Annotated in this window: 17 protein-coding genes, 2 tRNA genes and 1 pseudogene; 9 read left to right on the top strand and 11 right to left on the bottom strand. The window is 74.5% G+C overall.

Annotated features, from left to right (window positions below; all coding sequences use genetic code 11):
- Positions 1 to 364: 364 nt before the first annotated feature.
- Positions 365 to 901 (bottom strand): MarR family winged helix-turn-helix transcriptional regulator, encoded by a 537-nt coding sequence (locus tag ACIPXB_RS33350; protein WP_401456094.1) that lies wholly within the window; start codon positions 899 to 901, stop codon positions 365 to 367.
- A 117-nt stretch (positions 902 to 1,018) separates the two neighbouring features.
- Between ACIPXB_RS33350 and ACIPXB_RS33355 the strand changes: the two genes are divergently transcribed.
- Positions 1,019 to 2,296 (top strand): MFS transporter, encoded by a 1,278-nt coding sequence (locus ACIPXB_RS33355; RefSeq protein WP_401456218.1) that lies wholly within the window; start codon positions 1,019 to 1,021, stop codon positions 2,294 to 2,296.
- A gap of 88 nt (positions 2,297 to 2,384) precedes the next feature.
- On the opposite strand, the gene ACIPXB_RS33360 is transcribed toward ACIPXB_RS33355, so the two are convergent.
- A complete protein-coding gene (locus ACIPXB_RS33360) occupies positions 2,385 to 4,076 on the bottom strand; it encodes a SpoIIE family protein phosphatase (protein WP_401456220.1) in 1,692 nt (563 codons plus the stop codon).
- 166 nt (positions 4,077 to 4,242) lie between these two features.
- A complete protein-coding gene (locus tag ACIPXB_RS33365; protein WP_401456095.1) occupies positions 4,243 to 5,643 on the bottom strand; it encodes an NAD(P)/FAD-dependent oxidoreductase in 1,401 nt (466 codons plus the stop codon).
- A gap of 342 nt (positions 5,644 to 5,985) precedes the next feature.
- On the opposite strand from ACIPXB_RS33365, the gene ACIPXB_RS33370 reads away from it, so the two are divergent.
- Both ACIPXB_RS33370 and ACIPXB_RS33375 read left to right on the top strand, forming a co-directional pair.
- Entirely contained in the window at positions 5,986 to 6,765 is a 780-nt protein-coding gene (locus tag ACIPXB_RS33370) for a TetR/AcrR family transcriptional regulator (protein WP_401456097.1), read from the top strand.
- A 335-nt stretch (positions 6,766 to 7,100) separates the two neighbouring features.
- Positions 7,101 to 9,086, top strand: coding sequence for a sigma-70 family RNA polymerase sigma factor (locus ACIPXB_RS33375; protein WP_401456099.1), 1,986 nt, complete (start codon positions 7,101 to 7,103; stop codon positions 9,084 to 9,086).
- Here ACIPXB_RS33375 and ACIPXB_RS33380 read toward each other — a convergent pair.
- Both ACIPXB_RS33380 and ACIPXB_RS33385 read right to left on the bottom strand, forming a co-directional pair.
- Complete coding sequence (locus ACIPXB_RS33380) at positions 9,073 to 12,291, bottom strand: BTAD domain-containing putative transcriptional regulator (protein ID WP_401456100.1); 3,219 nt, start codon at positions 12,289 to 12,291, stop codon at positions 9,073 to 9,075. The two genes, ACIPXB_RS33375 and ACIPXB_RS33380, sit on opposite strands and share 14 nt — an antisense overlap.
- 585 nt (positions 12,292 to 12,876) lie before the next feature.
- A complete protein-coding gene (locus ACIPXB_RS33385) occupies positions 12,877 to 15,069 on the bottom strand; it encodes an asparagine synthase-related protein (RefSeq protein ID WP_401456103.1) in 2,193 nt (730 codons plus the stop codon).
- Between the two features lie 598 nt (positions 15,070 to 15,667).
- Here ACIPXB_RS33385 and ACIPXB_RS33390 point away from each other — a divergent pair.
- The 4 genes from ACIPXB_RS33390 (at position 15,668) to ACIPXB_RS33405 (ending at position 20,992) form a co-directional block, all read left to right on the top strand.
- Positions 15,668 to 17,350: a sporulation protein gene (locus tag ACIPXB_RS33390; protein ID WP_401456105.1), complete on the top strand. Its 1,683-nt coding sequence runs from the start codon at positions 15,668 to 15,670 to the stop codon at positions 17,348 to 17,350.
- A gap of 55 nt (positions 17,351 to 17,405) precedes the next feature.
- Complete coding sequence (gene lhgO / locus ACIPXB_RS33395; RefSeq protein WP_401456106.1) at positions 17,406 to 18,626, top strand: L-2-hydroxyglutarate oxidase; 1,221 nt, start codon at positions 17,406 to 17,408, stop codon at positions 18,624 to 18,626.
- Between the two features lie 25 nt (positions 18,627 to 18,651).
- Entirely contained in the window at positions 18,652 to 19,545 is an 894-nt protein-coding gene (trmB, locus tag ACIPXB_RS33400; RefSeq protein ID WP_401456108.1) for a tRNA (guanosine(46)-N7)-methyltransferase TrmB, read from the top strand.
- Between the two features lie 70 nt (positions 19,546 to 19,615).
- Positions 19,616 to 20,992: a PrsW family intramembrane metalloprotease gene (locus ACIPXB_RS33405; RefSeq protein WP_401456222.1), complete on the top strand. Its 1,377-nt coding sequence runs from the start codon at positions 19,616 to 19,618 to the stop codon at positions 20,990 to 20,992.
- Here the strand turns inward: ACIPXB_RS33405 and ACIPXB_RS33410 are convergent.
- The 4 genes from ACIPXB_RS33410 to ACIPXB_RS33425 form a co-directional block, all read right to left on the bottom strand.
- On the bottom strand, positions 20,901 to 21,965 hold the full coding sequence (locus ACIPXB_RS33410) for a M23 family metallopeptidase (RefSeq protein ID WP_401456110.1): 1,065 nt from the start codon (positions 21,963 to 21,965) through the stop codon (positions 20,901 to 20,903). The two genes, ACIPXB_RS33405 and ACIPXB_RS33410, sit on opposite strands and share 92 nt — an antisense overlap.
- Before the next feature lie 281 nt (positions 21,966 to 22,246).
- Positions 22,247 to 23,362 (bottom strand): PP2C family protein-serine/threonine phosphatase, encoded by a 1,116-nt coding sequence (locus tag ACIPXB_RS33415; protein WP_401456224.1) that lies wholly within the window; start codon positions 23,360 to 23,362, stop codon positions 22,247 to 22,249.
- Between the two features lie 224 nt (positions 23,363 to 23,586).
- Positions 23,587 to 23,660 (bottom strand) — tRNA-Met (locus ACIPXB_RS33420).
- A gap of 62 nt (positions 23,661 to 23,722) precedes the next feature.
- A complete protein-coding gene (locus tag ACIPXB_RS33425; protein WP_401456113.1) occupies positions 23,723 to 24,214 on the bottom strand; it encodes an FBP domain-containing protein in 492 nt (163 codons plus the stop codon).
- A 68-nt stretch (positions 24,215 to 24,282) separates the two neighbouring features.
- Between ACIPXB_RS33425 and ACIPXB_RS33430 the strand changes: the two genes are divergently transcribed.
- Together ACIPXB_RS33430 and ACIPXB_RS33435 are read left to right on the top strand one after the other, a co-directional pair.
- Complete coding sequence (locus ACIPXB_RS33430) at positions 24,283 to 24,864, top strand: WHG domain-containing protein (RefSeq protein ID WP_401456114.1); 582 nt, start codon at positions 24,283 to 24,285, stop codon at positions 24,862 to 24,864.
- A gap of 212 nt (positions 24,865 to 25,076) precedes the next feature.
- Positions 25,077 to 26,348 carry an LPXTG cell wall anchor domain-containing protein gene (locus ACIPXB_RS33435; RefSeq protein ID WP_401456116.1) on the top strand — a complete coding sequence of 424 codons (1,272 nt, stop codon included), beginning with the start codon at positions 25,077 to 25,079 and terminating at the stop codon, positions 26,346 to 26,348.
- A 70-nt stretch (positions 26,349 to 26,418) separates the two neighbouring features.
- On the opposite strand, the gene ACIPXB_RS33440 is transcribed toward ACIPXB_RS33435, so the two are convergent.
- A tRNA-Lys gene (locus tag ACIPXB_RS33440) sits at positions 26,419 to 26,491 on the bottom strand.
- Between the two features lie 150 nt (positions 26,492 to 26,641).
- A pseudogene (locus ACIPXB_RS33445) lies at positions 26,642 to 26,916 on the bottom strand (RNA helicase); the annotation flags it as partial.

Below are 26,916 nucleotides of genomic sequence, written 5' to 3' on the forward strand. Positions count from 1 at the left end.
TCCTTCGTTCTTGCGTTTCCGACTCTATCAGATCTTTCCGATCCGATTTCCTCGGTGCTTTCCAGGTCCTCGCTCTCGCGTTTCCCTTTCCGGCGTTTCCGACTCTATCAGATCCTTTCGGGCCTGACTCCCAGTCAGCGGGTTTGTCTTCCGGGCCGCTGGGCCCTTCCGACTCCTGAACTCTAGCGGATTTCCCGGGCGGCTCATAATCGAGCCTCGGAAATAAATTCGGACATGCCGAATTCGTTCCCAGTGGGAGATCGTGCTGAGTAGAGGTGCCGCAACGAGGCGGCGGGATGGTTGACCCCGGAACCTGTCGGCCCGGTGGCAACTCGGAGAACCTTACGGATCCGCCAGGGGTGTGTCAACCCCGGGCCTGGAGGCCTTCGACACGGTCCAGCACACGGGTGAGCATGTCGCCCAGGACCCCGCGCTCCTCGGTGGAGAGGTCCTGGAGCAGGTCCTCCTCGAAGATCGTGGCCGCGCGCATCGCGTCGAGCCACTTGCTGCGGCCCTCGTCCGTCAGCTCCACGATCACGCGGACCCGGTTGGACTCGTCCCGCTCCCGCGTGACCAGACCCTCCGCCGTCATCCGGTCGATGCGATGGGTCATCGCCGCCGGAGTGAGGCCGAGCTGCTTCGCGAGCTCGCTGGGGCCCATCCGGTACGGGGCGCCGGAGATGACGAGGGCCTTGAGGACCTCCCACTCCGCGTTGCTGATGCCCAGGGCCGCGGTCTGGCGTCCGTACGCCACGTTCATCCGGCGGTTGAGCCGGCTCAGCGCCGACACCACCTTCTCGACCTGGGGGTCGAGGTCCTGGAATTCGCGCTGGTAGACGGCGATCTGCTCGTCGAGGCTCGGCTCGCTCACGGCCGCTGTGTGGTCGGGGGTGTCACCCATGGGCCGAAGTATGGCACGAACGCGTTGGCGTCTAACTCCTTCGATGTGTACTCTTAACGCTTGAACTTTAGGTGTGAAGTCTTCAGGTTTAAGGGCAGGTGAGAAGTGACCAAGGTGATGGGCGCTGCGATGCGGCGGATCCAGGCCGGCAACGCGCTGACCGCGTTCGGCATCGGTTTCACGGTTCCGTTCCTCTACATCTATGTGGCGCAGGTGCGAGGTCTGGGCTCCATGTGGGCGACGTGCGCGTTCATCGCGTTCGCCCTGGGAGCCCTCGTCGCACTGCCCTTCACCGGTCGCGTGATCGACCGCCGGGGGCCCGTGCCGGTCGTCATCGGTGCGGCGGTCGTCGCCTCGGCCGGGGCGCTCGCGCTTGGGCTGTCCACCTCGGTCGCGCCGATCCTCGTATCGGCGCTCGCGCTGGGCGCCGGCCAGGCGGTCATGCAGCCGGCCCTGGCCACGATGATCGTCTGGTGCTCCACGCCGGCCACCCGGACCCGCTCCTTCGCCCTGCAGTTCTTCATGCAGAACCTGGGCCTGGGCATCGGCGGCCTGCTCGGCGGCCAGATCGTCGACGTCGACCGCGCGAACAGCTTCATCCTGCTCTTCAGCATCGAGGCCGTGATGTTCCTGGTGCTGGCCGGAATCATCGCCACCGTCCGGATGCCGCAGGTGTCGGGCATCAGTGACGGTGTCGCCAAGGACGCGATGCCGGCCGGCGGCGGCTGGAAGCGGCTGCTCCGGCACAAGGCGATGGTGCAGTTCTGCGTGCTGGGCTTCGTGCTGTTCTTCGCCTGCTACGGACAGTTCGAGTCGGGCCTGGCGGCGTTCGGGACCGAGGCCGCGGGGATCTCCCCGTCGACCCTGGGCTTCGCGCTGGCCGCCAACACCGGCGCGATCGTCGTGGCGCAGTTCGTCGTACTGAAGCTCGTCGAGAACCGGCGCCGGTCGCGGGTCATCGCGCTGGTCGGGCTGATCTGGACGGTCGCGTGGCTCATCGCCGGGTTCTCCGGGCTGGGGCACGGCAGCGCCGTCATGGCCGCCGCCGCGTTCGTGACGACGTACGCCCTCTTCGGCATCGGCGAGGCCATGCTGTCCCCGACGCTGGCGCCGCTGGTGGCGGACCTGGCGCCGGAGGGGTCGGTCGGGCAGTACAACTCGGCCTTCGCCCTGGTCAAGCAGCTGGCGCTGGCGCTCGGGCCGCTGGGCGTGCCGGTGGGTGCCGGGCTGCCGATGCTCTACATCGCCGTCTTCGTCGTGGTCTCGCTCGGCATCGTGGGGCTGGCACTGCGGCTGGGCCGGCAGCTGACCCCGGCGCAGGACAACCCGTCGCTGGTGACCGAGCGCCCGGAGCCCGCCGCCAGCCCGGCCACCGCGGAGCCCGTCCCCGCGTAGACGGAATCCGGAAGCAATACGTAGCGGTAAATACGCCGATGCGCGCAGGGCCCGTCCATGGGGACGGGCCCTGCGGGCGTATGTGGAGCTACTTGTCCGGGAGGGCGAACTCGCACCAGACGGCCTTGCCACCGCCCGGGGTGCGGCGCGAGCCCCACGACGAGGCGATGGTCGCGATGATCGAGATGCCGCGTCCGGTCTCGTCGGCCGGTTCGGCGCGGCGGCGGCGCGGGAGGTGGTCGTCCCCGTCGGTGACCTCGACGATCAGGCGGCGGTCGGTGCGGCGCAGGCGCAGCCGCATGGGCGGGGTGCCGTGCTGGAGGGAGTTCGCGACGAGCTCGCTGGCGGCGAGGACGCCGAGGTCGCAGAGCTCGACCGGGAAGCGCCAGGAGGCCAGGACGCCCTGGGCGAAGGCGCGGGCGCGCGGGGCCGCCTCGATGCCGCCGAGGAGTTCCAGGGCGGCGTTGTGGAACAGCTCGGCGTCCGTCCCGGTGCGGCTCGGCTGCTGGAGGACCATCACGGCGACGTCGTCGTCGTGGTCGGCGTCCACGCCGAGGGCGCGCATCAGGCGGTCGCAGATGACGGCGGGGGTGCCCTGGGCGCCCGCGAGGGCGTGTTCCAGGGCGGCGACGCCCTCGTCGATGTCCTCGCCGCGACGTTCGACGAGGCCGTCGGTGTAGAGGACGGCGGTGGAGCCGGGGCCGAGCGCGATGGTGCCGGAGGAGTGCAGCCAGCCGCCGGTGCCCAGCGGCGGGCCGGTGGGGTCGGCGGCGCGGCGCACGGTGCCGTCCTCGTCGCGGACGAGGATCGGGAGGTGGCCGGCGGAGGCGTAGGCGAGCAGGCCCTCGTTGGGGTCGTGGACGGCGTAGACGCAGGTGGCGATCTGGCTGGCGTCGATCTCGGCGGCGAGGCCGTCGAGGAGCTGGAGCACCTCGTGGGGCGGCAGGTCGAGGCGCGCGTACGCCCGTACGGCCGTGCGCAGCTGGCCCATGACGGCGGCGGCGCGCACGCCCCGGCCCATGACGTCGCCGATGACGAGGGCGGTGCGGCCGGCGCCGAGGGTGATGACGTCGTACCAGTCGCCGCCGACGGCGGCCTCGGTGCCGCCGGGCTGGTAGGTGGCGGCGATGCGCAGGTCGTCGGGCTGTTCGAGTTCCTGCGGCAGGAGGGAGCGCTGGAGGGTGACGGCGGCTTCGCGCTGGCGGCGTTCGCTGGCCCGCAGCCGGTCGACGGCCTCGGCGTGGTCGGTGACGTCGGCGAGGTGGATCAGTACGCCGCTGCCCTCGGGGTCGGGGAAGGCGACGGGCGTGCAGGTGACGGTGTACGTGCTGGTGCCGCCGGGGGTGGTGCGGTTCTTGGCGGTGCGGGGCTTGCCGCTGCGCAGGACCTGGTCGAGGAGCGGGAGGAGGCCGAGCTCGCCGAGTTCGGGGAGGGCCTCGGCGGCGGGTTCGCCGGCGGGGCGGGCGCCGAAGCCGGCGGTGTAGGCGTCGTTGACGTAGGCGACGCGGTGCTCGGGGCCGTGGACGAGGGCGACGAGGGCCGGCAGGCGGCCGAGGACCTCGCGTACGGGGAGCTGGTCGAGGGAGGGCACGGCCGCGAGGGCGGTGCCGGTGCCCGTACCGGCGACGGTGGGGTCCGCGGGGCGGCCGTCGGATGCGGAGCCGCGGGCGGCGGGGACGGCACCCTCGCCGCGCTTGGCCTGGGCGGCGGCGTGCTCGGTCCGGGCGGCGGCGCGGCGCTGCGTTCCGGGAAACCGGGCGCTCCAGCGCGTGAAGTTCACTGCGTTCAAGCCTCGTGGGTCTCGCTCGTGGTCGCTGTGTCTGGCTCCCGGCCGGGGCCGGGAGGCCCGGTGGCCGGGCGCCGGCGGTCGCTCGATGGTGTCACTCTGTGCAGGTGTGAGCCCACCCATGGTCACACGTCCAGTGTGGCCGACCGCACTGTCGGAGTCAGTCTTCGTCCTTCTTCGGGGCGTGGGGTGGATGGGGCGAGTGGCGCAGTCCGGCGGCGAGTTCGAACTCTGCCCTGGGGTGTTCGAGGGATCCGAGGGAGACGATCTCGCGGGTGAAGAGGCCGGAGAGGGTCCATTCGGCGAGGACGCGCATTTTGCGGTTGAACGTGGGGACGCGGCTGAGGTGGTACACGCGGTGCATCAGCCAGGCCGGGTAGCGCTTGAGCTTGCGGCCGTAGACGTGGGCGACGCCCTTGTGCAGGCCGAGGGAGGCGACGGAGCCGGCGTACTTGTGGGTGTAGTCCTGGAGCGGTTCGCCGCGCAGGGAGGCGATCAGGTTGTCGGCGAGGACCCTGGCCTGGCGCAGGGCGTGCTGGGCGTTGGGGGCGCATTCGCGGCGGTCGTCGGCGGTGAGGTCGGGGACGGCGGCGGCGTCGCCGGCGCTCCAGGCGTGTTCGACGCCGTCGACGGTGAGGCGCGGGGTGCACACGAGGCGGCCGCGTTCGTTGCGCGGCAGGTCGGTGGCGGCGAGGACCGGGTGGGGTTTGACGCCGGCGGTCCAGACGACGGTGCGGGTGGGGAAGCGGGCGCCGTCGCTGAGGACGGCGACGCGGTTCTCGCAGGAGTCGAGGCGGGTCTCCAGGCGGACGTCGATGTTGCGGCGGCGCAGTTCGCTGACGGTGTACTTGCCCAGTTCGGGGCCGACCTCGGGGAGGATGTGGTCGCTGGCCTCGACCAGCACCCACTTCATGTCCTCGGCCTTGATGTTGTGGTAATACCGCGCGGCGAAGCGCGCCATGTCCTCGAGCTCGCCGAGTGCTTCGACGCCCGCGTAGCCGCCGCCGACGAAGACGAAGGTGAGGGCGGCGTCGCGGATGGCGGGATCGCGGGTGGAGGAGGCGATGTCCATCTGCTCGATGACGTGGTTGCGCAGGCCGATGGCCTCCTGGACGGTCTTGAAGCCGATGGCGTAGTCGGCGAGGCCGGGGACGGGCAGGACGCGGGAGACGGACCCGGGGGCGAGGACGAGTTCGTCGTACTCCACTTCCATGCCGGCGCCGCCCGCCTCGTCGGTGGCGAGGGTGGTGACGGTCGCGGTCCGCTTGGCGTGGTCGATGCCGGTGGCCTCGCCGATGACGATGCGGCACTTCTTCAGGACGCGGCGCAGCGGGACGACGACGTGGCGCGGGGAGATGGAGCCGGCGGCCGCTTCGGGGAGGAAGGGCTGGTACGTCATGTAGGGCTCCGGTGTGACCACCGTGACCTCTGCCTCGCCGGCTCTCAGCTTCTGCTGGAGCCTGAGCGCCGTGTACATGCCGACGTAGCCGCCGCCGACGACGAGGATGCGCGTGCGGGGCGGGGTACCGGGGGTCTGGCCCCGGGCGTTTGCAGCCTTCACCTTCCCATGACGCAACGTGGCCGGGACTTTGTCCACAGGCCCGACCGATTGTGTGACCGGCGGTGGGGTGGGGAGCGGGTGGTCTCCAGGGGCTCCGGAGGGCAAAGGTATGCAGGTCACGGCATGCGGAGGGGGTGATTCCGGTGGGCGGGAACGGAAAAGTGGGGGCGAATGCTCCGATCGGGCGGTGGTCCGTACGGGGCTCCCTCTTCTGAATTGACTCTGGCTCAACTATGTTCGTAACCCGTCGAGGAGCAAGACCGGGCCGCCTGACCGTGGCCGCCTCGACACGAAGGCGGGGATTGTCTCCGGGGGGAGACAAAGGATTACCGGGGGAAACATATGAACATGTCCGATTTTCACGGCTCTCATGGTGCTGCCACCACGCTCGCGAATGAGAGCGGCAGCCGTATCATCGCCGGCCCCACGTCGCACGGGGTGGGTCGCTCGACGCCGCTGCGCGTGGACGCCCAGCGCAACCTCGAGCACGTCCTGCGGGCGGCGCGCGAGGTCTTCGGCGAGCTGGGCTACGGCGCTCCGATGGAGGACGTGGCGCGCCGCGCCCGCGTCGGCGTCGGCACCGTCTACCGGCGGTTCCCGAGCAAGGACGTACTGGTCCGGCGGATAGCCGAGGAGGAGACCTCCCGGCTGACCGAGCAGGCCCGCGCCGCGCTGGGGCAGGAGGAGGAGCCGTGGCAGGCGCTGTCCCGCTTCCTGCGCACCTCCGTCGCCTCGGGCGCCGGCCGGCTGCTGCCGCCGCAGGTGCTGCGGGTCGGTACGACGGCTGAGGACGGCGCCGAGGACACCGACCAGGCGCGGGTGCCGCAGCAGCGGCAGGCCACGCCGGTGGGCCAGCCCGAGCTGCGGGTCGTGGGCTCGCGGACCGCGGCCGACGACGAGCCGTCGGAGGACGCGGGTGCGGGCGCGCTGCTGGAGGTCGTCGGCAAGCTCGTGGACCGGGCCCGGGAGGCGGGCGAACTGCGCGCCGACGTCACGGTGGCCGATGTGCTGCTGGTGATAGCGACGGCCGCGCCCGCGCTGCCGGATGCGGCCCAGCAGGCCGCGGCGTCGGCCCGGCTGCTGGACATCCTGCTCGAGGGGCTGCGTTCCCGCACGGCGTGATGCGCGGGCCTCGCACGGGCCGTCGAAGGTCGTGCGGGTGGGGGTCGGGGCTTTCCTGAAGCCCCGGCTTCCGCCCGGCTCCCTCCCGGCGCGCGCGGGCCGGGCTTCCGCGTCGGCCGGGCGCCGGCGTCGGACGGGCTTCCGCGTCGGCCGGGATTCCGCGTAGGCCGGGTGCTCGCGAACGCCCTTCGCTCGAACGGGTGATGACCGGTACAGCGATTCACCGGGTTTTCCCCGGACGGGTGGATGGCGCGCAGAGGGGTTCGGCGCGCGCTCCCCGTGTGACACGCTGAACCGGTGTACCGGTTGAAGGGGTCGTACGGGGGCTTGACGCGGTGAGCGTTGACGGGCGGGAAGAACCCATCGGCGGCGCCGAGGCCGGGGCGGGCAGTCTGCCGGCCCGCCAGGTCCCGGCGCAGCGCGAAGCGGGCAGCGGCGCGACCAACGCGGAACTGCCGCCCTCGGACGCCGATCTGATCGCCCGGATGCGCGGCGGCGACGACGGTGCGTACGAGGTCCTCTTCCGCCGCCACGCCGACGCCGTACGCCGCTACGCCCGCACCTGCTGCCGTGACGCGCACACCGCCGACGACCTGACCGCCGAGGTGTTCGCGCGGACCCTGCAGGCGGTGCGCGGCGGGGCCGGTCCGGACCAGGCGGTGCGCGCGTACCTGCTCACCACGGTGCGCAGAGTGGCAGCGGCCTGGGCGAAGACCGCCCGGCGGGAGCAGCTGGTCGAGGACTTCGCGGTGTTCGCGGAGCAGGCTTCGACGGGCGGGGAGAGCGGATCGGGGCTGTCCGGCGACGACACCCTGGAACTGGGCGCGGACGTGCGGGCCATGCGCGAGGCGGAACGCTCGCTGGCCGTGCAGGCCTTCCGCAGCCTTCCCGAGCGGTGGCAGGCCGTGCTGTGGCACACCACCGTCGAGGAGTCCTCGCCGAGCGCCATCGCCCCGTTGTTCGGGCTGAGTGCCAATGCCACGGCGGTGCTGGCCAGCCGGGCCCGGGAGGGCCTCAAGCAGGCCTACCTGCAGGCGCACGTCAGCTCGGCGCTGAGCGAGGGCGGGGACTGCGCGCGCTACGCGGACCGGCTGGGCGCCTACGCGCGGGGCGGACTGCGGATGCGGGCGGAGCGGGGGCTGCGCGAGCACCTGGAGGAGTGCGCCAGGTGCCGGGTGGCCGCCGGTGAGCTCAAGGACGTCAACGCGGGCATTCCGGCGCTGCTGCCGGTCGCGGTCATCGGGTGGTTCGCCGCCGGGTACGCCGCCAAGGCCGCCGGGGTGGTGGCCGGTGGCGCCGTGGCCGCGGGCGGCGCGGGTGCCGCCGCGGCCGCGGCGGGCGGTGCGACGGCGGGCGCGGGGGCCGGTGCCGGTGCCGGTGCTGGTTCAGCGGCGGGCGCGGGGGCCGGTGCGTCGGCGGGCGCGGGGGCGGGGAGCGCGGGTGCGGGGGCGACGGCCGGGTCGGGGGGTGGGGCCGCTCTCGCCGGTGAGGGGCTCGGGCTACCGGCCAAGGCCGCGCTGGCCGCGGGAATCGCGGTCGCCGCCGCGGCCGGGGTGGTGTTCGCGCTGGCCGGGGACGACGTGGAGCCGCAGGCCGGGGCGCGGCCCGCGCCGAGGGTGACGGCGCCGGTGGCGCCCGCCCCGCCGCCGCCGTCGGCGGAGCCGGCCGAGCCCGCTCCCCAACCGCCGGTCGCGCGGCAGCCCGTACCGCCGCCGCGGAGCACACCGTCGCCGTCGCCCTCACGGGCGGCGTCGGCCACGCCCTCGCCGTCCGCCACCCCGGAACCGAGCCCGACGCCGAAGCCCGGCCCGACGCCGAAGCCCACGCCAACGCCCACGCCGTCCACTCCGTCCACCCCGCCGCCGACGCGTCCGCCGGAGGTGCCGACGGCGTTCCAGCTGGCCGCACTGAAGCAGTCGGCCTGGGGCGACCACGGCCGGCCCGAGGTGCAGACCTGGACCAGCGGCTGGGTGTGGCAGCGCTGGGGCCTGCGGGTCGGCGGCCGCCACTACGGGCAGGGCATCACCGTGAACGCGCGCTCCTCCGTCGAGATCGGGCTCAACCGGCAGTGCGGCACCTTCTCGGCACGGGTCGGGGTGGACGACCTGTCGGTGCCGACGCGCGGCGAGGTGCGGTTCTCGGTGTACGGCGACGGCACACGGCTGTGGCAGTCCCAGGCCGTCGGCCACGGCGACCCGGCGGTCCCGGTCAGCGTCGCGATCGGTGGCCACAAGAAGCTGCGGCTCGTGGCGGAGCCCGTCGGCAGGCACGCCCCGCTGACCCTGGTCAGCTGGGCCGACGCGGTGATCAGCTGCCGGTGACGGCCGTGAGCATGGTCAGGACCGCGGCCGGGTCCAGGCCGGCCCCGGCCGACGCCTCCGCGCGCTGCCGGTCCGCGCCGAGGGCGGCGAGCGTACGGGCCGGCAGGGACCGTACGGCCCGCTCGTCCGGGACGGAGCGCGGGTGGCCGGCCCGCCAGGCGGTGGCCGCGGCCAGCGCCCGTACGGACTCGGCGGGCCGGCCGGCATCCGCCAGCAGCAGGGCGACGGCCTCGGTGAAGCGGGCCAGCACCGGTTCGGCGCAGCGCGCTTCGACCGCCGTCGCCAGACCGGTCCGGGCCTTGGCCAGGCCCGCCCCGGGCCCCTCCTCCCGGCCCAGCAGCGTGGCGTCGAGGGCGTCGATCCCGGCGTGGAACTGCGGCGGTACGACGGCCCGCCCGGTGTCGTTCTGAGCGGTGGTGACGGCCGCCCGGGCCTCCGTCACCGCGGCGCGGGCCCCCGCGTGGTCCCCCTGGTCCAGCCGCATGAAGCCCGTCAGCAACCGCCCGAAGGCGCGGACGTCACGGACGCCGTGCCGGTCCGCCTCCGCCTCCGCCTCGGCGAGGAGGTGCTCGGCGGCGGTGGTGTCCCCGGTGCTGTAGGCGGCCTCCGCGATCCGGGCCATGGCGAACGGCGCCTCCGTGTGCGCGCCGACCTCGCGCGCCAGGCGCAGGCACTCCTCGTACTCGGCACGGGCCCACTCGTACCGGCCGCGGGCGAGCGCCACCTCGCCGGCGGCGCTCGACACCTGGGCGCGGGTCCAGCGGTCGCCGACGCGGCGGGCGACCTCGTGGAGTTCGGCGAGGTCGGCGTCGACGGTGGCGAGCCCGCCGGTCAGGTCGATGGCGACGTGGGTGCGGAGCATGAGGGTGACGCCGAGTTCCCAGTCGCCGCCGTGGCGGCGGCAGTTCTCGACGCTCTCGTCGAGCGCGCCGTGGAAGTCGACCGCGTTGCCGGTGGCCATCGAGATCATCGGCCAGAGCATGCCGGGAAAACGGGCGCTCTCCGGGACGGGGCGACGGAACTCCTCCTGGAGCCGGCGCACTTCCGCCAGCCGCTCGGGGGTGCGGAAATCGTCGAGAGCGGTGCTCTCGGCGAGCAGGAAGAGGTGCAGGAGCTGGAGCCGGAGGCGGCTCCAGAAGGCGGGTGAACCGTGCGGCGGTTCCGGCCCGTCCGCATCGAGGGCGAGCACGGCGGTGATCCACGCGGCGCCCTCGGCACGGTAGTTGCGCAGCCACCAGAACCAGCCGAGGGCGAGGACCAGCCGGTGCGCGCTGCCGGCGTCCTGCGTGGTTTCGAGCGCGCTGCGGAAGTTGTCGAGCTCGGTCTCGATCCGCCGGATCCAGGGGAGCTGGGCGCCCGAGCGCAGCAGCGGTTCGGCCTCCTCGGCGAGGGCGAGGAAGTGGGCGAGGTGACGGGCGGCGGCCGCGGCGCGCTCGCCGGGGGCCTCGGCGGCGCGCTCGGTGGCGTACTCGTGGATCGTCTCCAGGAACCGGTAGCGCATCTCCCCCTCGGGCGTGGGGTCGGCCACGACGAGGGACTTGTCGACGAGCGAGCCGAGGGTGTCGGCGGTGTCGTACGCCGGGTCGGCGCACACCGCCTCGGCGGCATCGAGGTCCCAGCCGCCGGCGAAGACGGACAGCCGCCGCAGCACGGCGCGTTCGGGCGCGTCCAGGAGGTCCCAGGACCAGTCGACGACCGCGCGCAGGGTCTGCTGGCGGGGCAGTACGGTCCGGCTGCCGCTGGTCAGGAGCCGGAAGCGGTCGTCGAGGCGGTCGGCGATCTGGCGCGGGGCGAGCAGCCGCAGCCGGGCCGCCGCGAGCTCGATCGCCAGCGGCAGACCGTCGAGGCGGGCGCAGATCTCGGCGGCGGCTTCGGGGTCGTCGGCGACCGTGAACCCGGGGCGGGCGGCGGCGCCCCGGTCCGCGAAGAGCCGGAGCGCGGGGCCGGGCGGCAGCGGCTCCACCGGGCGCAGGAACTCCCCCGGCACGCCCAGGGGTTCGCGGCTGGTGGCCAGGATCCGGACGCCCGGGCAGTGCGTGAGGAGCTCCTCGGCGAGGCGGGCGGCGGCGCCGATGACGTGCTCGCAGTTGTCCAGGATCAGCAGCAGCCGGCGGTGCGCGCACTGTTCGACGATCCGGGTGGTCGGGTCGGCGGGCGCGGACGTCTCGCGGGCGACGAGGGTGTTCTCGCGCAGCCCCAGGGCGCTGAGGACGGCACCGGGGACGGCGGCGGGGTGGTCGAGCCGGGCGAGTTCGACCAGCCAGACGGGGTCGGGGTGGTGGGCGGCGGAGTGTTCGGCGAGACGGGTCTTGCCGGAGCCGCCGGGGCCGGTGAGGGTGACGAGACGGGAGCGGGTGAGGTCGGCGCGGAGGGCGGCGAGTTCGGGCTCGCGGCCGACGAAGGAGGTCAGGCGGGGCCGGAGGTTGCCGGTGGGCCGCCCGGGACGTTCGGGGCGTTCGAGGCGTTCGCGGCGTTCGGGTACGGGCGCCTGGAGCAGTTCGGCGTGCAGGGCCGCGAGTTCGGGGCCGGGGTCGGTGCCGAGCCCGTCGGCGAGGGTGCGGCGGACCTCCTCGTACGCCGCGAGGGCGTCGGCCGGGCGGCCGGCGGCGCGCAGGGCGCGCAGGTGCTGGGCGTGGAGGGGTTCGTCGTACGGGTGGGAGGCGACGAGCGCTTCGAGCTCGGGCAGCAGGGCGGTGGGGTCCTGGCCGCCGCGCAGGCCGGCCTCGATGCGGTCGCGGACGGCGGCCCCGCGGCGGGCCTCGGCGGCGCGTGCGTCGGCGGTGGCGGCGGGAAGGTCGGCGAGCGCGGGCCCGCGCCAGAGCTCCAGGGCCCGGCGCAGGGTGTCGGCGGCGCCGGCCGGGTCGGTGGCGAGGGTGTCGGCGCCCTGCCGGGCGAGGCGCCGGAAGACGTGCAGGTCGACGTCGTCGGGGGTGGCGTCGAGGCGGTAGCCGCTGGTGTCGGCGCGTACGGCGTCCTTGCCGCCCAGGGCCCGGCGCAGCCGGCTGACCAGCGCCTGGAGCGCGGCGGGGGCGTCCTGTGGCTCGTCGCCGCCCCATACGTCGTCGATGAGCTCCGTGACGGACACCGGTCGGCCGGCTCGCAGGGCGAGCGCGGCGAGCAGCGCGCGGAGGCGGGCGCCGCCGACGGGGAGGGGGGCGCCGGTCTCGTCACGCGCCTCGGTGACGCCGAGGATGAGATACCGCACCGCCCCATGTTGCCACTGGGTTCCCGTGGGGGCGGGGTACGGCCGCCGGCCGCCGGGTGCCCCTGGGGCCGCGGGCCCCTCCTCCGGACGCCGTCCGGGTTCCCTGCGCCTCAAACGCCGGCGGGGCTGGATGGTGCCCGGCGCCCTTCCCGCCGTGAGCGCCGGTGCGGCTTGAGTGCGGGGGCTCCGCCCCCGAACCCCCGCGCCTCAAACGCCGGCGAGGCTGAATGATGCCCGGCGGGGCAGACACGGCGCCCGGCGGGAAGGGCGCCCACCATAAGAGCCGGTCCGGCCTGACTGCGGGCACTCCGCCCCCGAACCCCCGCGCCTCAAACGCCGGCGAGGCTGAATGATGCCCGGCGGGGCAGACACGGCGCCCGGCGGGAAGGGCGCCCGCCATAAGAGCCGGTCCGGCCTGACTGCGGGCGCTCCGCCCCCGAACCCCCGCGCCTCAAACGCCGGCGAGGCTGAATGATGCCCGGCGGGAGCGGGAGGGACGCCCGGCAGGGCAGACCCGGGGCCCGGCAGGCGGACATGGCGGCTGGCGGGAGTGGGAGGGTGACCGGTGGGCTGGATCGGGGCCGGTCAGGGGAGGGGGAGGGCTGGGCGGCGGAGGGGGGTGCCCGTCGGGACCGCGCGGCGGCGGGGGGTGGAGGTGCCCGTCCAGCAGGTGCCGCGGCGGGCGAGCAGGCGGCGGAGCCAGAGTTCCATCGAGACGAGTTCGGCGAGCCCGTCCAGGGCGGTGGGCCGGCCCTCCGCCGCGTCGATCAGGGCCTGCTGGACGACGCGGGCCTCGATCAGGCCGGCGTCCGCGAGCAGCGGGGCGGTGAAGAGGGCCAGCAGTTCGTGCAGGGCGGCCCGCAGGCCCAGGCGGGTCGCCGTCTCGTGCGGGGTGTGGGCCACCGCGCCCCAGCCGGGCGGGAGTTCGCGGACCCCGGTCGAGGACAGCACCGTCCGCAGGATCGCCGCCCGCGCGCCCGGCTGCACGCGCAGGGATTCGGGGAGCGCGCGGGCGGCCCGTACGACCTGGTTGTCCAGGAACGGCGCGTGCAGCCGCTGGCTGCGGACCTCCACCGCCTGCTCGAAGACCCGGTGGTCCGCCGCCTGCCGGGCCAGCACCGACCGGGCCCGCGCCTCCCCCGGTCTCAGGGACAGCGGCGGCCGGCCCGCCGCGGCCAGCAGGCGGATCGATACTTCCGCCAGCGCCTCCCCGGTCAGCCAGGCCGCCGCCGGGCCCGGCCGGGCCCACGTCAGCGCGGCCAGCGAGGCGTCCACGGGGTCGGTGGGCGCGATGTCGAGCTGCCCCAGCCGCAGCCGGGCGGCCGTCGCCTCCAGCCCCGCGCGGTACGGCGTACGGGCCAGCCGGCGCGCCGCCCCGTACACGGTCAGCGGGACCAGCAGCGAGCCGCCGCCGTCGGCCGCCGAGCGGGCCAGCGCCGCCACGGGCCGCAGCAGGTGGCGGCGGCGCCGGTCCATCAGCAGGTCGGCCAGCCGCGCGGGGTGGGCGTCCAGGACCTGCCGGGCCCCGTGGCCGACGAAGTGGTCGGCGCTGCCGGCGGCCAGCCGGCGGCGCTCGCGGGCGGCGAAGACCAGCGAGGGGCCCGGTTCGTCGGTCAGCGGCCCGTCCAGTTCGGCGTACGGAAGGGCCTCTTCCGCGGCCGCGACCACCACGTGGTGCAGCCGGGGGTCCGCGGCGATGGCGCGGGCCCGTTCCAGTTCGGCCTCGCGGCCCTGCGGCACGGCCAGGTCGTTGAACGTGACGGCCAGCAGCCGGCTCCCGCTCCCCCGGACGCCCGCCGCCGTGCCCGGCACCGTCCCCGGCGCGCCCGGCAGCCCGGCCGCGAGCAGCGCCAGCGTGGCGGAGGCGCTGCCGCCGGAGAGGTCGGCGCCGACGCCGGGCGCCGGTGCGCCGCGCGCCGCGCGCCGGTCGGCCGGTCCCATGCCGGGCACCGGCCCGGGATCGTGGGGCAGGACGTCGGGAGCATGGCGCGGCGCCGTGAGCCGGGCGCGCACCGCGTCCACCAATGCTTCCCGTACGCCCTCCACCGCGCGCTCGGCCTCGATCTCCGGCGCGGCCACGGCGAGCGAGGCCACCGGCTCGTACCCGGTGATCTCTCTGGAGCCCTCGCGCAGGATGAGGGCATGGCCGGGCGGGATCCGCCGGACACCGGCGTACGGGGTGCCGTCGGCCAGGGCCTCCGGGCTGTCGGGGCAGGCCAGCAGCGCGGCCAGGTGCCCGATGTCGAGCTGGGCCTCGATGAGGTCGGCCAGCGGCAGGGCGGCGGTGGCGTACGCCGTGCCGCCCGCCCAGGGCGTGTAGAAGACGGGGCGCGCGCCGGCGAGGTCACCGAGGACCGTGATGCGGCGGCCGGCCTGGACGACGGCGGTGTAACTGCCGGACCAGGAGGTCAGGTGGCGCAGCGCACCGCCGCGGGCCGCGTACAGCGCCCGGCGCAGCTCGTCGTCGCCGGCGCCGCAGCAGCCGAGGACGGCGAGCCGGGTGAAGGGGTCGGCGGGGTCCGCGGTGACGGTGCGGATCTCGTCGGGGCGCCAGTCGCCGACCGCCCAGAGCGGGTCGGGGTCGCCCCACAGCAGCTGTGCGCCGACGGGGTGGAGGGTGCGTTCGGCGTCCGCGCCGGATCCGCCGGGGTCACGGGGGTCGGGGCCGGGGGCCGTGTCCGCGAGTCCGCCGCGCAGGCCGGTTCCGGCGTCGTGACCGACGCGGCCGGCCGTGCCGAAGCTCGCGGCGATACTGCTCCACCCCACCAACCAGCGCATCGCCGCCTCCCCAGCCTGTGGGCCATGTGGCTCGGGGTCCATGCTGCCACGAGACAGGCGTGCGAGAGCGACTCTGGGGGCGCACATGCAAACGAACACGCCTCCGCCACGCGGTATTTGGCGTTCCGTTCCTCCCTGCGGCGCGCCGCCCCATAGGTCGGTTTCGGCCATTCTTCGGCCGTACTGAGTGACGCACCGAGTGCCAGGGCACCGGCGGCGCGCCGACGTGGTCGCGCGCGGTCCGGGGGGCGGCCTGCGCCCCCCGGACCGTTCCGCCACCCGCGGGGATTGAGGCGGCGGTGTCCCCCGGCCCGCCGGATCCACGCAGCGGGCCGACCCACGCACCGCACATCGAATCGCCGGGCCACGGGACGGGCCAGAGCGCACGTACGGGCGCACGGCCACACGGGCGGAGCACGCAGTGACACGTGCGCCCCGGCGCCGCCCGCGCCTCCGGCCGTACGTACGGACAACAATCTCGCCATACGGAAGGCGGGGCCTTAACGCTTGGGAGGCGGGGAACTACGCTGGGTTTACGAAATGCCGGGAGCCTATGCCCCGGCTGCGTCTGCGTTCCGCGTGCGACGAGGGGTGGCGCATGTCCAGGGAGCTCCGCGAGCCCAACGAGAAGCTCGGCGCCGTCCTCGCCCTCGCGGGCATCAGCAACGCGGGGCTGGCCCGGCGGGTCAACGACCTGGGCGCCCAGCGCGGCCTGACGCTTCGTTACGACAAGACGTCGGTGGCCCGGTGGGTGTCGAAGGGCATGGTGCCGCAGGGCGCCGCACCGCATCTGATCGCGGCCGCGATCGGCGCGAAGCTGGGGCGGCCGGTGCCGCTGCACGAGATCGGGCTCGCGGACGCCGATCCGGCGCCCGAGGTCGGTCTCGGCTTCCCGCGCGACGTGGGCGCGGCGGTGCGCTCGGCCACCGACCTCTACCGCCTGGACCTCGCGGGCCGGCGCGGGGGCGGCGGCATCTGGCAGTCGCTGGCCGGTTCCTTCTCGGTCTCGGCGTACGCGACGCCCGCGTCGCGGTGGCTGATATCGCCGGCGGACAGTTCGGTCGCGCGCGGGGCCGCGGAGCCGCCCGCCGGCGCGCCGGTCGCCCCCGCGGCCCCGTCCCTCGCCCCGGCAGGGGCCGTACCCGTGCAGCCCGGCCCCGGGATGCCGCACGCGTCGGGTCCGGACGCGGTGGGCCCGGACGCGCCCGCAGCACCCGCCCGGGCCGGAGCACCCGCCCGGGCCGGAGCACCCGCCCGGGCCGGGGCCCCCGCACCGGGCGGACCCGCTCCGGCCGGAGCACCCGCGCCGGTGGGCGGGCCCGCGCTCGCCCCCGTCACCCTGCTCTCCGACGGCGGCGCCCCGCAGCGCGTCGGCCACAGCGACGTGACCAAGCTGCGCGAGGCGGCCGAGGACGCCCGCCGCTGGGACTCCAAGTACGGCGGCGGCGACTGGCGTTCGTCGATGGTGCCCGAGTGCCTGCGGGTGGACGCCGCGCCGCTGCTGCTGGGCTCGTACTCCGACGAGGTCGGCCGCGCGCTCTTCGGGGCGACCGCCGAACTGACCCGGCTGGCCGGGTGGATGGCCTTCGACACCGGCCAGCAGGAGGCCGCCCAGCGCTACTACATCCAGGCCCTGCGCCTGGCCCGCGCGGCGGCCGACGTACCGCTCGGCGGGTACGTGCTGGCCTCGATGTCCCTTCAGGCCACCTACCGCGACTTCGCCGACGAGGGCGTGGACCTCGCGCAGGCGGCCGTCGAGCGCAACCGGGGGCTGGCCACCGCCCGCACCATGAGTTTCTTCCGTCTCGTCGAGGCGCGGGCGCACGCGAAGGCGGGCGATTCGCAGGCGGCGGGCGCGGCCCTGCGCGCGGCGGAGGGCTGGCTGGAGCGGTCCCGGGACGGCGATCCCGACCCGACCTGGCTGGGTTTCTACTCGTACGACCGATTCGCGGCGGATGCGGCGGAATGCTACCGAGACCTCAAACTGCCCCGGCAGGTACGGCGCTTCACCGAGCAGGCGCTGTCCCGCCCGACGGAGGAGTACGTGCGCTCGCACGGCCTGCGCCTGGTGGTGAGCGCGGTCGCGGAGCTGGAGTCGGGCAATCTGGACGCCGCGTGCGCGGCCGGCACCCGGGCGGTGGAGGTCGCGGGGCGGATCTCCTCCGCGCGTACGACCGAGTACGTACGGGACCTGCTGCACCGGCTGGAGCCGTACGGGGACGAGCCGAGGGTGGCGGAGCTACGCGAACGGGCCCGTCCGCTGCTGGTGACACCGGCGTAGATCTGCCTTCGCAACCGGCAGTCGGCGGCCTGGCGTCCGCGCTGTCAGTGCCGGGGTGCAGTATGCAGGGGTGGGAGGTGGCAGCGTGGACTGCGATGTGCTGGTGATCGGCGGCGGGATCGTCGGCCTGTCGACAGCGCATGCCCTGTCCCGGCTCGCGCCGGGGACACGGGTGGTGGTGCTGGAGAAGGAGGCCGGCCCGGCCCGGCACCAGACCGGGCGCAACAGCGGAGTGATCCACAGCGGGATCTACTACCGGCCGGGGTCGTTGAAGGCGCAATTCGCCGTGCGCGGCGCCGCCGAGATGGTCAAGTTCTGCGCGGAACACGGGATCGCGCACGAGGTGACGGGCAAGCTGATCGTCGCCACCGACCGGACGGAGCTGCCGCGCCTGCACGCGCTGGTCCAGCGCGGCCGGGAGAACGGCATTCCGGTGCGCGAGCTGGGCCCGGCGCAGATCTCGGAGTACGAGCCGGAGGTCTCGGGGGTGGCGGCCATCCATGTCGGCACGACCGGGATCGTGGACTTCGGCGAGGTCGCGGCGCGGCTCGCGGAGTCCTCGGGCGCCGAGATCGTCTACGGCGCGGAAGTCGACCTGATCTCCCGGCGCGCCTCGGGCGTCGCGGTGCGCACCACGGCGGGCCTCGTGGTGCGCGCGAAGGCCCTGGTGAACTGCGCGGGGCTGCACTGCGACCGGGTGGCGCGGCTGGCCGGCGACGACCCGGGCATGCGGATCGTCCCGTTCCGCGGCGAGTACTACGACCTGGCCCGGCCCTCGCTGGTCCGCGGCCTGGTCTACCCCGTCCCGGACCCGGCCTTCCCCTTCCTCGGCGTCCATCTGACCCGGGGCATCGGCGGCGGGGTCCACGTGGGGCCCAACGCGGTGCCCGCACTGGCCCGCGAGGGGTACGGGTGGGGCACGGTGGCGCCGCGGGACCTCGCGGACGAGCTCCTGTGGCCCGGCACCTGGCGGATCGCCCGCCGTCACTGGCGGTACGGGGCGGGGGAGATCCGCAGGTCCCTGTCGAAGCGGGCGTTCACCGAGGCGGTACGCCGGCTGCTGCCGGCGGTCACGGAGGCGGACCTCGCGCCGGCCGGCGCGGGCGTCCGCGCGCAGGCCGTCCTGCGCGACGGCACCCTGGTGGACGACTTCCTCATCCGCGAGGCGCACCGCACGGTGCACGTGCTGAACGCCCCGTCCCCGGCGGCCACCGCCTCGCTGCCGATCGGCCGCGAGATCGCCCGCCGTGCGCTGTCGTCCCTGCGCGGGGCCTGACCCCGGGCCGTAGAATCAGGGCATTGTGTCTGAGTCCCTGAACCCGCAGCCCAGCGCCCCTGCCGCCGCCACCGCCACCTCGTCCGCGACCGCCACCGCCGACGAGAGCACCGCCCCCGCGACCGCCACCGCCGGCGAGGGCGGCGCCGCCACCGGCGAGGACGCTGCGTACGCGCCCCCGCGCTGGCGCACCGAGCCCCGCTTCCCCGACGGTCCGGCCCCCGACCCCGCCGGGTCGCACCACGAGCGGCGGATCCGCAGCTTCCAGCCGCGCCGGAGCCGGGTGACCACCGGGCAGGAGGACGCGCTGCGGCGGCTGTGGGGCACCTGGGGCCTCGACATCGACGGGCACCGGGTCCTGGACCTGGCCACGCTGTTCGACGGGCGGCCCGTCGTCCTCGAAATCGGGTTCGGCATGGGCGAGGCCACCGCGCAGATGGCCGCCGCCGACCCCGGCACAGGCATCCTCGCGGCGGACGTCCACACCCCCGGCCAGGGCAACCTGCTCGCGCTCGCCGAGCGGGGCGGGCTCGACAACATCCGCGTGGCCAACGGCGACGCGATCATCCTGCTGCGCGAGATGCTGCCGCCGGACTCCCTCGCGGGGCTGCGCGTGTACTTCCCGGACCCGTGGCCCAAGAAGCGCCACCACAAGCGGCGGCTGATCCAGCCCGACTTCCTCACGCTCGCCGCCACCCGGCTCGCGCCCGGCGCGGTACTGCACTGCGCGACCGACTGGGAGCCGTACGCCGAGCAGATGCTCGAAGTCCTCGAGGCGCACCCGGACTTCGAGAACACCCAGGACGGCGGCGGGTACGCCGACCGGCCCGACTTCCGGCCGCTGACGCGCTTCGAGGGGCAGGGCCTGGACAAGGGGCACGTCGTACACGACTTGTTGTTCCGCCGCAGGGAGAACTGACAACGTCACTGCGCGTGTCCGACCCACTCGCTAGGGTCATCACGTGTACCGAGCGCTCCTCCTCCCGCGGCTGTCGCCGGGAGGAGTCCCCAGGCTCGCACGTCCGTCGGGCACGGTCCGCGCGTGCGTTCTCCTCACCCTCCTCGCCGTCTCCGGCGCGGCCATCCTGGACCTCGTACGCCAGCAGACCGGCACCCCGGGGTTCTTCGTGGGCCTGGGCCTGGCCCTGCTGCCGGTGCCCGCGCTGCTGGCGGCCTTCCGGTGGCTGGGCCGGGCCGTGCCGGGGCCCCTGCGGCAGCTGATGTTCTGCTTCGGCTGGGGCGCCTGCGCCGCCGCGCTGATCGCCATACTGGCCAACAGCTTCGCGACCGAGTGGATAGCCGCGGCCACCGCCGATCCGTCCGACGCCGACCAGCTCGGCTCGGTCGCGATCGCGCCGGTGGTCGAGGAGAGCGCCAAGGCGGCCGCGCTGCTGCTCGTCTTCGTCTTCCGCGGACGTCATTTCACCGGCCCCGCCGACGGGTTCGTCGTCGCCGGGTTCACCGCGACCGGCTTCGCCTTCACCGAGAACATCCTCTACCTGGGCAACGCCTTCGGCGAGGACCTCCAGAACGGCACCGGCCTGCTCGACTCCATGACGGCCGCGACGTTCTTCGTACGGATCATGCTGTCGCCGTTCGCGCATCCGCTGTTCACCGTGTTCACCGGTCTCGGCTTCGGCGCGGCCGTGCTCGCCGGCCGGCGCGCCACGCGCGTCGGCCTGCCGCTGCTGGGCCTGCTCCTGGCGATGGGGACGCACGCGCTGTGGAACAGCTCCTCCGAGCTGGGCGAGTACGGCTTCTACGCCGTGTACGGCGGTGTGATGGTCCCGGTGTTCGCCACCCTGCTCTGGTCGGCGGTCCGGATGCAGCGGCGCCGGCTGCGGACCGTCGGCAACGAACTGGCGGTGTACGCGGCCGTGGGCTGGCTGGACCCGGCCGAGGTGCCGGCCCTGGCCTCGCTGCCCGCGCGTGCCACGGCCCGTGCGCTGGCCCGACGGGCCGGCGGCCGGCCCGCGGGGCGGGCGGTCGCCGACTACACGGCGGCCGCGGCGGCCCTCGCGCTGCTGCGGCACCGGGCGCGGCGCGGCGGGGCGGCACGGGAGCCGGACTTCGGCAGCCGGGAGCGGGAGCTGCTGCTGCGGATGTGGGGGCTGCGGGCGACGGCCGGCCCGGCGCTGGCACGCGCGGCCGTGCTGGAGGAGCTGTTCACCCCGCCGCCGCACACGGACCCGCGACCCGCGGACCCGCTGCCGGAGGCAGCCGGGCTGCCGCTGGGGTCCCCGCTGCCGGTGCCCGTACCCCGCCGGACGCCTCCTAGACGCTCAGGCCCTTGGACTGCAGCCACGCCATCGGGTCCACCGTCGAGCCGCCCTTGCGCACTTCGAGGTGGAGGTGCGGACCGGTGACGTTGCCCGTGGCGCCGACCCGGCCGATGGTGTCACCGGCGCCGACCGTGCCGGAGGTCACCGACATCGACGACAGGTGGCAGTACCAGATCTCGGTACCGTCGGGCAGCTTCAGCACGATCCGGTAGCCGTAGGAACCGGACCAGCCCGCGGAGGTGATCGTGCCGCCCGCCACCGCCTTGACGGGGGTACCGGTCGGGGCGGCGAGGTCGAGGCCGGTGTGCTGCCCGGAGGACCACATGGAACCGGAGGCGCCGTAGCGGGAGGTGATCGTGTACGAGGACGTGGGCAGCGCGTAACCGCCCGCCGACGCCTTCGAGCCGGAACCGGAGTCCGGGGCGGACGCCGGCTGCGCGGCCGCCGCGGCCTTCTCCTCCTCGGCCTTGGCCTTGGCGGCCGCCTCGGCCTTGGCGCGGGCCTCCTCGACCGCCTTCTCCTCGGCGGCGCGGGCGGCGTCCGCCCGCTGCTTGGCCTCCTGCGCGGCGGCGTCCTGGGCGGCGCGCTCGGCGTCCGCCTTGGCCCGGGCGTGGTCGGCGTCCGCCTGGGTCTCGGCCTGCTGGAGGATCCGGGTACGGAGCACCTCGCCCGCGTCCGTCTGCCGGTCCGCGGCCGCTGCCGCGGCGGCGCCGCCACCGCCGGCGTCGGCCTTCCGCGTCTTCTCGCCGCGCTCGCCGCCGGCGCCGCCGTCACGGTCGTGGCCGCCCATCAGGTCGGGCAACGAGGGCATGGATATGGAGACTTGGGGGCGGTCCTGCGCGGTGGCGATACCGCCCGCGCCGACGGCCGCGATCACACCGACGCCGAGCACGGTGGAGCTGCGGGCAAGTCCCCCGCGCTGCTTGGCCACACGGTGCCGGCCGCGTACCGGACGGACCGAGTCCTCGGTGGGGTTCCACTCTCCCCAGGCGCCCGCCCCCGCGGTGAGCGGTTCCGGGCTCTCGACGCCTTCAGGGGCAGGCACGTTGGACGCCACCGGGGCACACTCCTCATCCGCGCGCACACGCACGGCGCCGCCTTCGACGACGGCTGACACACCCGCGCTGCGTTATCGAAAGGTAATAGAAGCGGGGGAGTGATTCCAAGCTGTTGCGACGGATGTTCACCAAAACCAGCCACGCCGCGAGCATCTTTGGCCAGAGCTTTTCCGCCCATATCCCAGCCAACTCGGACAAAGAACTGGCTTGTTCCTCATCACTTCAGCCACACAGGCAACATGACCCTCCCTCACGATACTTGCGCAGTGCGGCCGTTCCGTCACTCCTCGTGACGCTGCACCACCGGTACGGTCCTGCGCCGCGCAGGCTCCCGCTCCCCCGGCCGCGCCACCGCCAGCAGCGCCATGTCGTCCGTCGCCCCGCCCCGCGTGTGCCGGCGCACGTCCGCGACGACCGCGCCGAGCACCGCGTCCGGTCCGGAGAAGATCCGCCCGCGCAGCCGCCCCGGCGGATCGTAGAAGACCCCGGCGGCGTCCCGCGCCTCGGTCACCCCGTCGGTGTACAGCAGCAGCGTGGCACCCGGTGGGAACGCCCACTCCTGCACCCGGTCCGGCCAGGCCCCCAGCTCCCCCATGCCCAGCGGCAGCGCCGCCTCCGCCGGAGCCAGCTCCTCCAGCACCCCGTCCGGGTGCAGCAGCAGCGGCTCGGGATGCCCCCGGTTGACCACCCGCAGCCGCCCCGACCCGCGCGGTACCTCGGCCAGCACACAGGTCGTGAACCCTTCCACCGCGTCCAGACTGTCGCGCCGGGTGCCCTCCCGGGCCAGCGCCCGCTCCAGCCGCTGCGCCACCCCCTCCAGGGTCGGCTCCAGCTCGGCGGCCTCCCGGAACGCCCCGAGCACCACCGCCACCGCCTCCACCGCGCCCAGCCCCTTGCCGCGTACGTCGCCCACGGCCAGCCGCACCCCGTACGGGGTGTCCTGGACCGCGTACAGATCGCCGCCGATGAACGCGTCGGCCTCCGCGGCCTCGTACCGGGCGGCGATGTGCAGGCCCCCGATCCGGTCGGCGGGCGTGGGCAGCAGGGCGCGCTGGGCCGCCTCCGCGATCCCGCGCGCCGAGGCCAGCCGGCGGCCGCTGCGCCGCACCACACGGTTGATGAGGAGCGCGAGGGCGGAGACGGTCAGCACGGTCACCAGCTCCGTCAGCGCCTCGACCTTCCAGGTGGTCCCGTTGCGCACGTGCAGCATGAGCACGGAGAGCGTGGCGACGCCGCCGGTCAGGAGCGTCGCACCGAGGGCGAAGAAGGGGGCGGCGACCAGCGGGGCCGCGGAGAAGAAGGGGGAGCCGGTGTAGCCGGACGGGGTGGACAGGTCGAAGATCAGCCCGGTCACGATCAGCACGGCCGGGAGCGCCCTCAGGAAGACCTGGGCCATGGCGGGCCGCCCGGCCCCGCCGTGCCCGCTGTCCTCGCCGTGGCCCAGCCCCGCCAAAGTGTCTCTCCTGCTCGCTGCCGCCCTCGCTCCTCACAGGCTGCGGCCGGCGGCGGCGGCACGGCGAGCGGGCCGGGACCGATCGGGTGAGGCGGGGCTGCGGCATGGACCGCGGTCCGGACACGCCGAAGGCCCGGATCCAGGAGGATCCGGGCCTTCGGTTTCAGTAGCGGGGACAGGATTTGAACCTGCGACCTCTGGGTTATGAGCCCAGCGAGCTACCGAGCTGCTCCACCCCGCGTCGGTGAACACCACCTTACGCTATCCGGGGAGCAGCCGCCGACCATTAAGGGGCGGGCCGGCTCAGAGCCTGGCCAGGAAGCCGCCCAGATTCCCGTTCAGCCGGTCGATCCGCTCCTCCAGGGTCAGGGACTCCTCCAGGCGCCCGCCCCCGCCGTCGGGCTGCTTGATCCCGCGCAGATAGAGGGAGCAGGCCAGGTCGGTGCACAGGTAGATCCCCACCGAGTTCCCCTCGCGCCCCTCCTTGCCCCGCTTGCGCGCGGTCATCAGCGAGACCCCGCTGCCCGCGTGCACGGTCAGGCACAGCCCGCACATGCTGCGGTGCAGCAGGCCGCGCTTGGCCGGCGGGAAGCGCAGCGCGACGCCGACCGGCCGGCCGTCGACCTCGGCCACGACGTACGTGCGGTCCGGCGCCGACAGATCGCGCCAGCCGAGGAAGTCCAGGTCGTCCCAAGGGCGTGCGGCCAGGTCGCGGGGCATCGGGAGCCGGGCGGCCTCGCCCTTGGTGCAGTTGACGAACGAGCCCCGGACGGCCTTCTCGGTGAGTGCCTTCATACGGCTCACGCTAAAGTTTCCTAGACACCCTAGGCAAATGATTAATACCCCTTGTCAGGAGCTGCCCCTTGCCCCGTGCAGGCCTCACCGCGGACCGCGTCGTCGACGCCGCAGCCGCCCTCGCGGACGAGATCGGTCTCGACCGTGTCACCGTCTCGGCCCTCGCGCGCGGCTTCGGCGTCAAGGACGCCAGCCTCTACGCGCACATCAAGAACCTCGCCGACCTGCGCGAGCGGCTGGCCCTGACGTGCACGGCCGAGTTCGCCGACCGGCTCGGCGCGGGGATCGCCGGCCGCTCGGGCCGGGACGCGCTGGCCGGGTTCGCCGACGCCTACCGCGACTACGCCGCCCAGCACCCCGGCCGGTACGCCGCCACCCAGCTCCAGCTGCCCGACGAGGTCACCGCCGGCTCGCCCGCGCACCGCCGCGTCATCGACTACACATACGCCGTCTTCCGCGCGTACGACCTCACCGAGCCGGACCTCACCGACGCGGTCCGCCTGGTGCGCAGCACCCTGTACGGATTCACCGCCCTGGAGGCGGACGCCGCCTTCCGCGCGCCCCGCGACCGCGATGCGTCGTGGGGGCGGATCCTCGCGGCCCTGCACACCCTGCTGAGCCAGTGGCCGAGGAGGCCGGACGAGGCCTAGCCGGGCCATCGTCTTCGCAGGTGAGGGGCATGATCACGCTGTTGCACAGCGGTGACACTCAAGAGATCGTTCCGGTACTGGCCGCCGGTGAAGATAGAGGCGTCGCAGCGGCCCGGGGGAGCAGGAAACCGGCCGGGCGGCCACCTCACTCACACCACCCGCGCTCGGCGCCGTCGCCGATGCACCTGTCGATTCCTTGGGGGGAGTCCACCATGTCCGTACGTACCGCAGCCGCCACCGCCGTCGTCGCCGGCGTCGTCACCACTCTGCTGCCGTTCTCGGCTACTGCCGCGTCCGCCGACGAGGCCACCAGCCCGCTGCGTACGGAGATGAGCACGCCGGCCCCCGCCGGGGCGCTGACCCGTGGTGGCACCGCCCAGACCTTCGAGCTGACGGTCAAGAACCCCAGCGGCAAGGCCGTGGAGTACCGGCCGTGGCTGACCGGCGAGGCCGCCGGCCCGAGCCCGCTCGGCAAGGGCGCCGTCGTCTTCAAGGTCGACGCGCTGAACGCGCCGGCCACCAAGTCCTTCGTGGGGCAGCAGGACGGCGGCTGGCAGGGCACCTTCCACCCGGCCGGCTCGGCGCAGGACGCCTTCTCCGTGCCCGCGGGCGGCAAGCTGACCTGGAAGGTCACCCTCGGCCTCGGCGCGAACTACCCCACCAACGACGGCGACTTCACCCTGACCGCGAACAACCTCTCGGACGGCGGGGTGCCCGGCTCCGTGCCCCGGCACGTGTTCAAGGTCAGCCCGCAGATCAAGACCGGCGAGCTCAAGACCTGGTTCGAGAAGGGCTCTGAGGCCCCGGGTCCCAACCGCCAGCTCCTGAACCTGAACTACAAGGCCACCGGCGACGGCAGCTTCGACACCGGGCTCGCCACCGTCCTCACCCTGGGCTCCGAGCCGTGGGTGGCCAAGCCCGACTTCTTCGTGCAGGCCATGATCGACGGCCGCTGGCAGGACGTGAAGCGCCTGGACTCCCACCGCTTCCAGCTGCCCGTGGTCCCCAAGGGCTTCGGCTCCGCCTCCGGCACGCGGACCCTGGAGCTGCGGATCGACGTGGGCCTGAACACCCAGTACAAGAAGGCCACCTCCATCACCGCCGAGGCCGAGACCGGTCTGGCCGCGGGCAACCGGACGCCGTTCATCCGCTCCGCCACGGAGTTCACGCTCACCCCGCCCCAGGACCGCGGCCCGGCCACCCCCACGGCGAAGCCGTCCCCGTCCGCCACCGCGACCACCGCCACCAAGGGCACCACGGTGAACCAGGCCGTCGCGACCACCACGCAGGCCACGACCGGGGCCACCACCGGCGCCACCGGCACCACCACGGGCACCACCACGGGCTCCGCGACGGGCACCCTCGCCTCGACCGGCTCGTCCTCCTCCACGGGCCTGTACGCGGGCCTGGCCGCCGCCCTGGTCGCCCTGGGCACCGCGGCCGCGTGGCTCGGCACCCGCCGCCGCCGCAACGTCTCCGCCTGACCCCACGACACCACGGAAACGACAGAGCGCCCCACCCGGCCGAAACCGGGTGGGGCGCTCTGCTGAGCTGTAGGCCATGTCGGACTCGAACCGACAACCAATGGATTAAAAGTCCACTGCTCTGCCAATTGAGCTAATGGCCCTCGGGAGCTCACCCCTGAGCATAGCCGGAGAGGGGCTCGAGGCCGATCGGGTATCGACCGGAGTGGCTTCGGTGGTTTCCCGCCAGGGTCCCGGAACGGGTCGGCCCCCGCGACACCAGGGTGTCGCGGGGGCCGAGTTCAAGCGCTGTGTCAGCCGTTGCGCTTCCAGCGCGGCTTGTCGTCGCGGCGGCCGCCGAAGGAGCCGGAGCCCGACGGGCGGTGGTCGTCGCGGCGGCCGTACGGGCGGTCGCCGCCGCCGGAGCGGAAGCCGCCCGACGGACGGTCGTCACGGCGGTCGCGGTTGAACGGGCGGTCGCTGCCACCGCGGTGGTCGCGGTTGAAGCCGCCGCCACGGTTGTCGTCGCGACGCTCGAAGCCACGGTCACCACGGTCACGGTTGAAACCGCCACCACGGTTGTCGTCAC

It is taken from the genome of Streptomyces sp. NPDC090022 (assembly GCF_044748145.1).
Classification (GTDB): Bacteria; Actinomycetota; Actinomycetes; order Streptomycetales; family Streptomycetaceae; genus Streptomyces.

Coding starts and splice junctions, on each gene's coding strand:
- ACIPXB_RS33350 (WP_401456094.1), bottom strand. CDS start 901: ATGGGTGACACCCCCGACCACACAGCGGCCGTGAGCGAGCCGAGCCTC.
- ACIPXB_RS33355 (WP_401456218.1), top strand. CDS start 1,019: ATGGGCGCTGCGATGCGGCGGATCCAGGCCGGCAACGCGCTGACCGCG.
- ACIPXB_RS33370 (WP_401456097.1), top strand. CDS start 5,986: ATGAACATGTCCGATTTTCACGGCTCTCATGGTGCTGCCACCACGCTC.
- ACIPXB_RS33385 (WP_401456103.1), bottom strand. CDS start 15,069: ATGCGCTGGTTGGTGGGGTGGAGCAGTATCGCCGCGAGCTTCGGCACG.
- ACIPXB_RS33390 (WP_401456105.1), top strand. CDS start 15,668: ATGTCCAGGGAGCTCCGCGAGCCCAACGAGAAGCTCGGCGCCGTCCTC.
- ACIPXB_RS33415 (WP_401456224.1), bottom strand. CDS start 23,362: ATGGCCCAGGTCTTCCTGAGGGCGCTCCCGGCCGTGCTGATCGTGACC.
- ACIPXB_RS33425 (WP_401456113.1), bottom strand. CDS start 24,214: ATGAAGGCACTCACCGAGAAGGCCGTCCGGGGCTCGTTCGTCAACTGC.
- ACIPXB_RS33435 (WP_401456116.1), top strand. CDS start 25,077: ATGTCCGTACGTACCGCAGCCGCCACCGCCGTCGTCGCCGGCGTCGTC.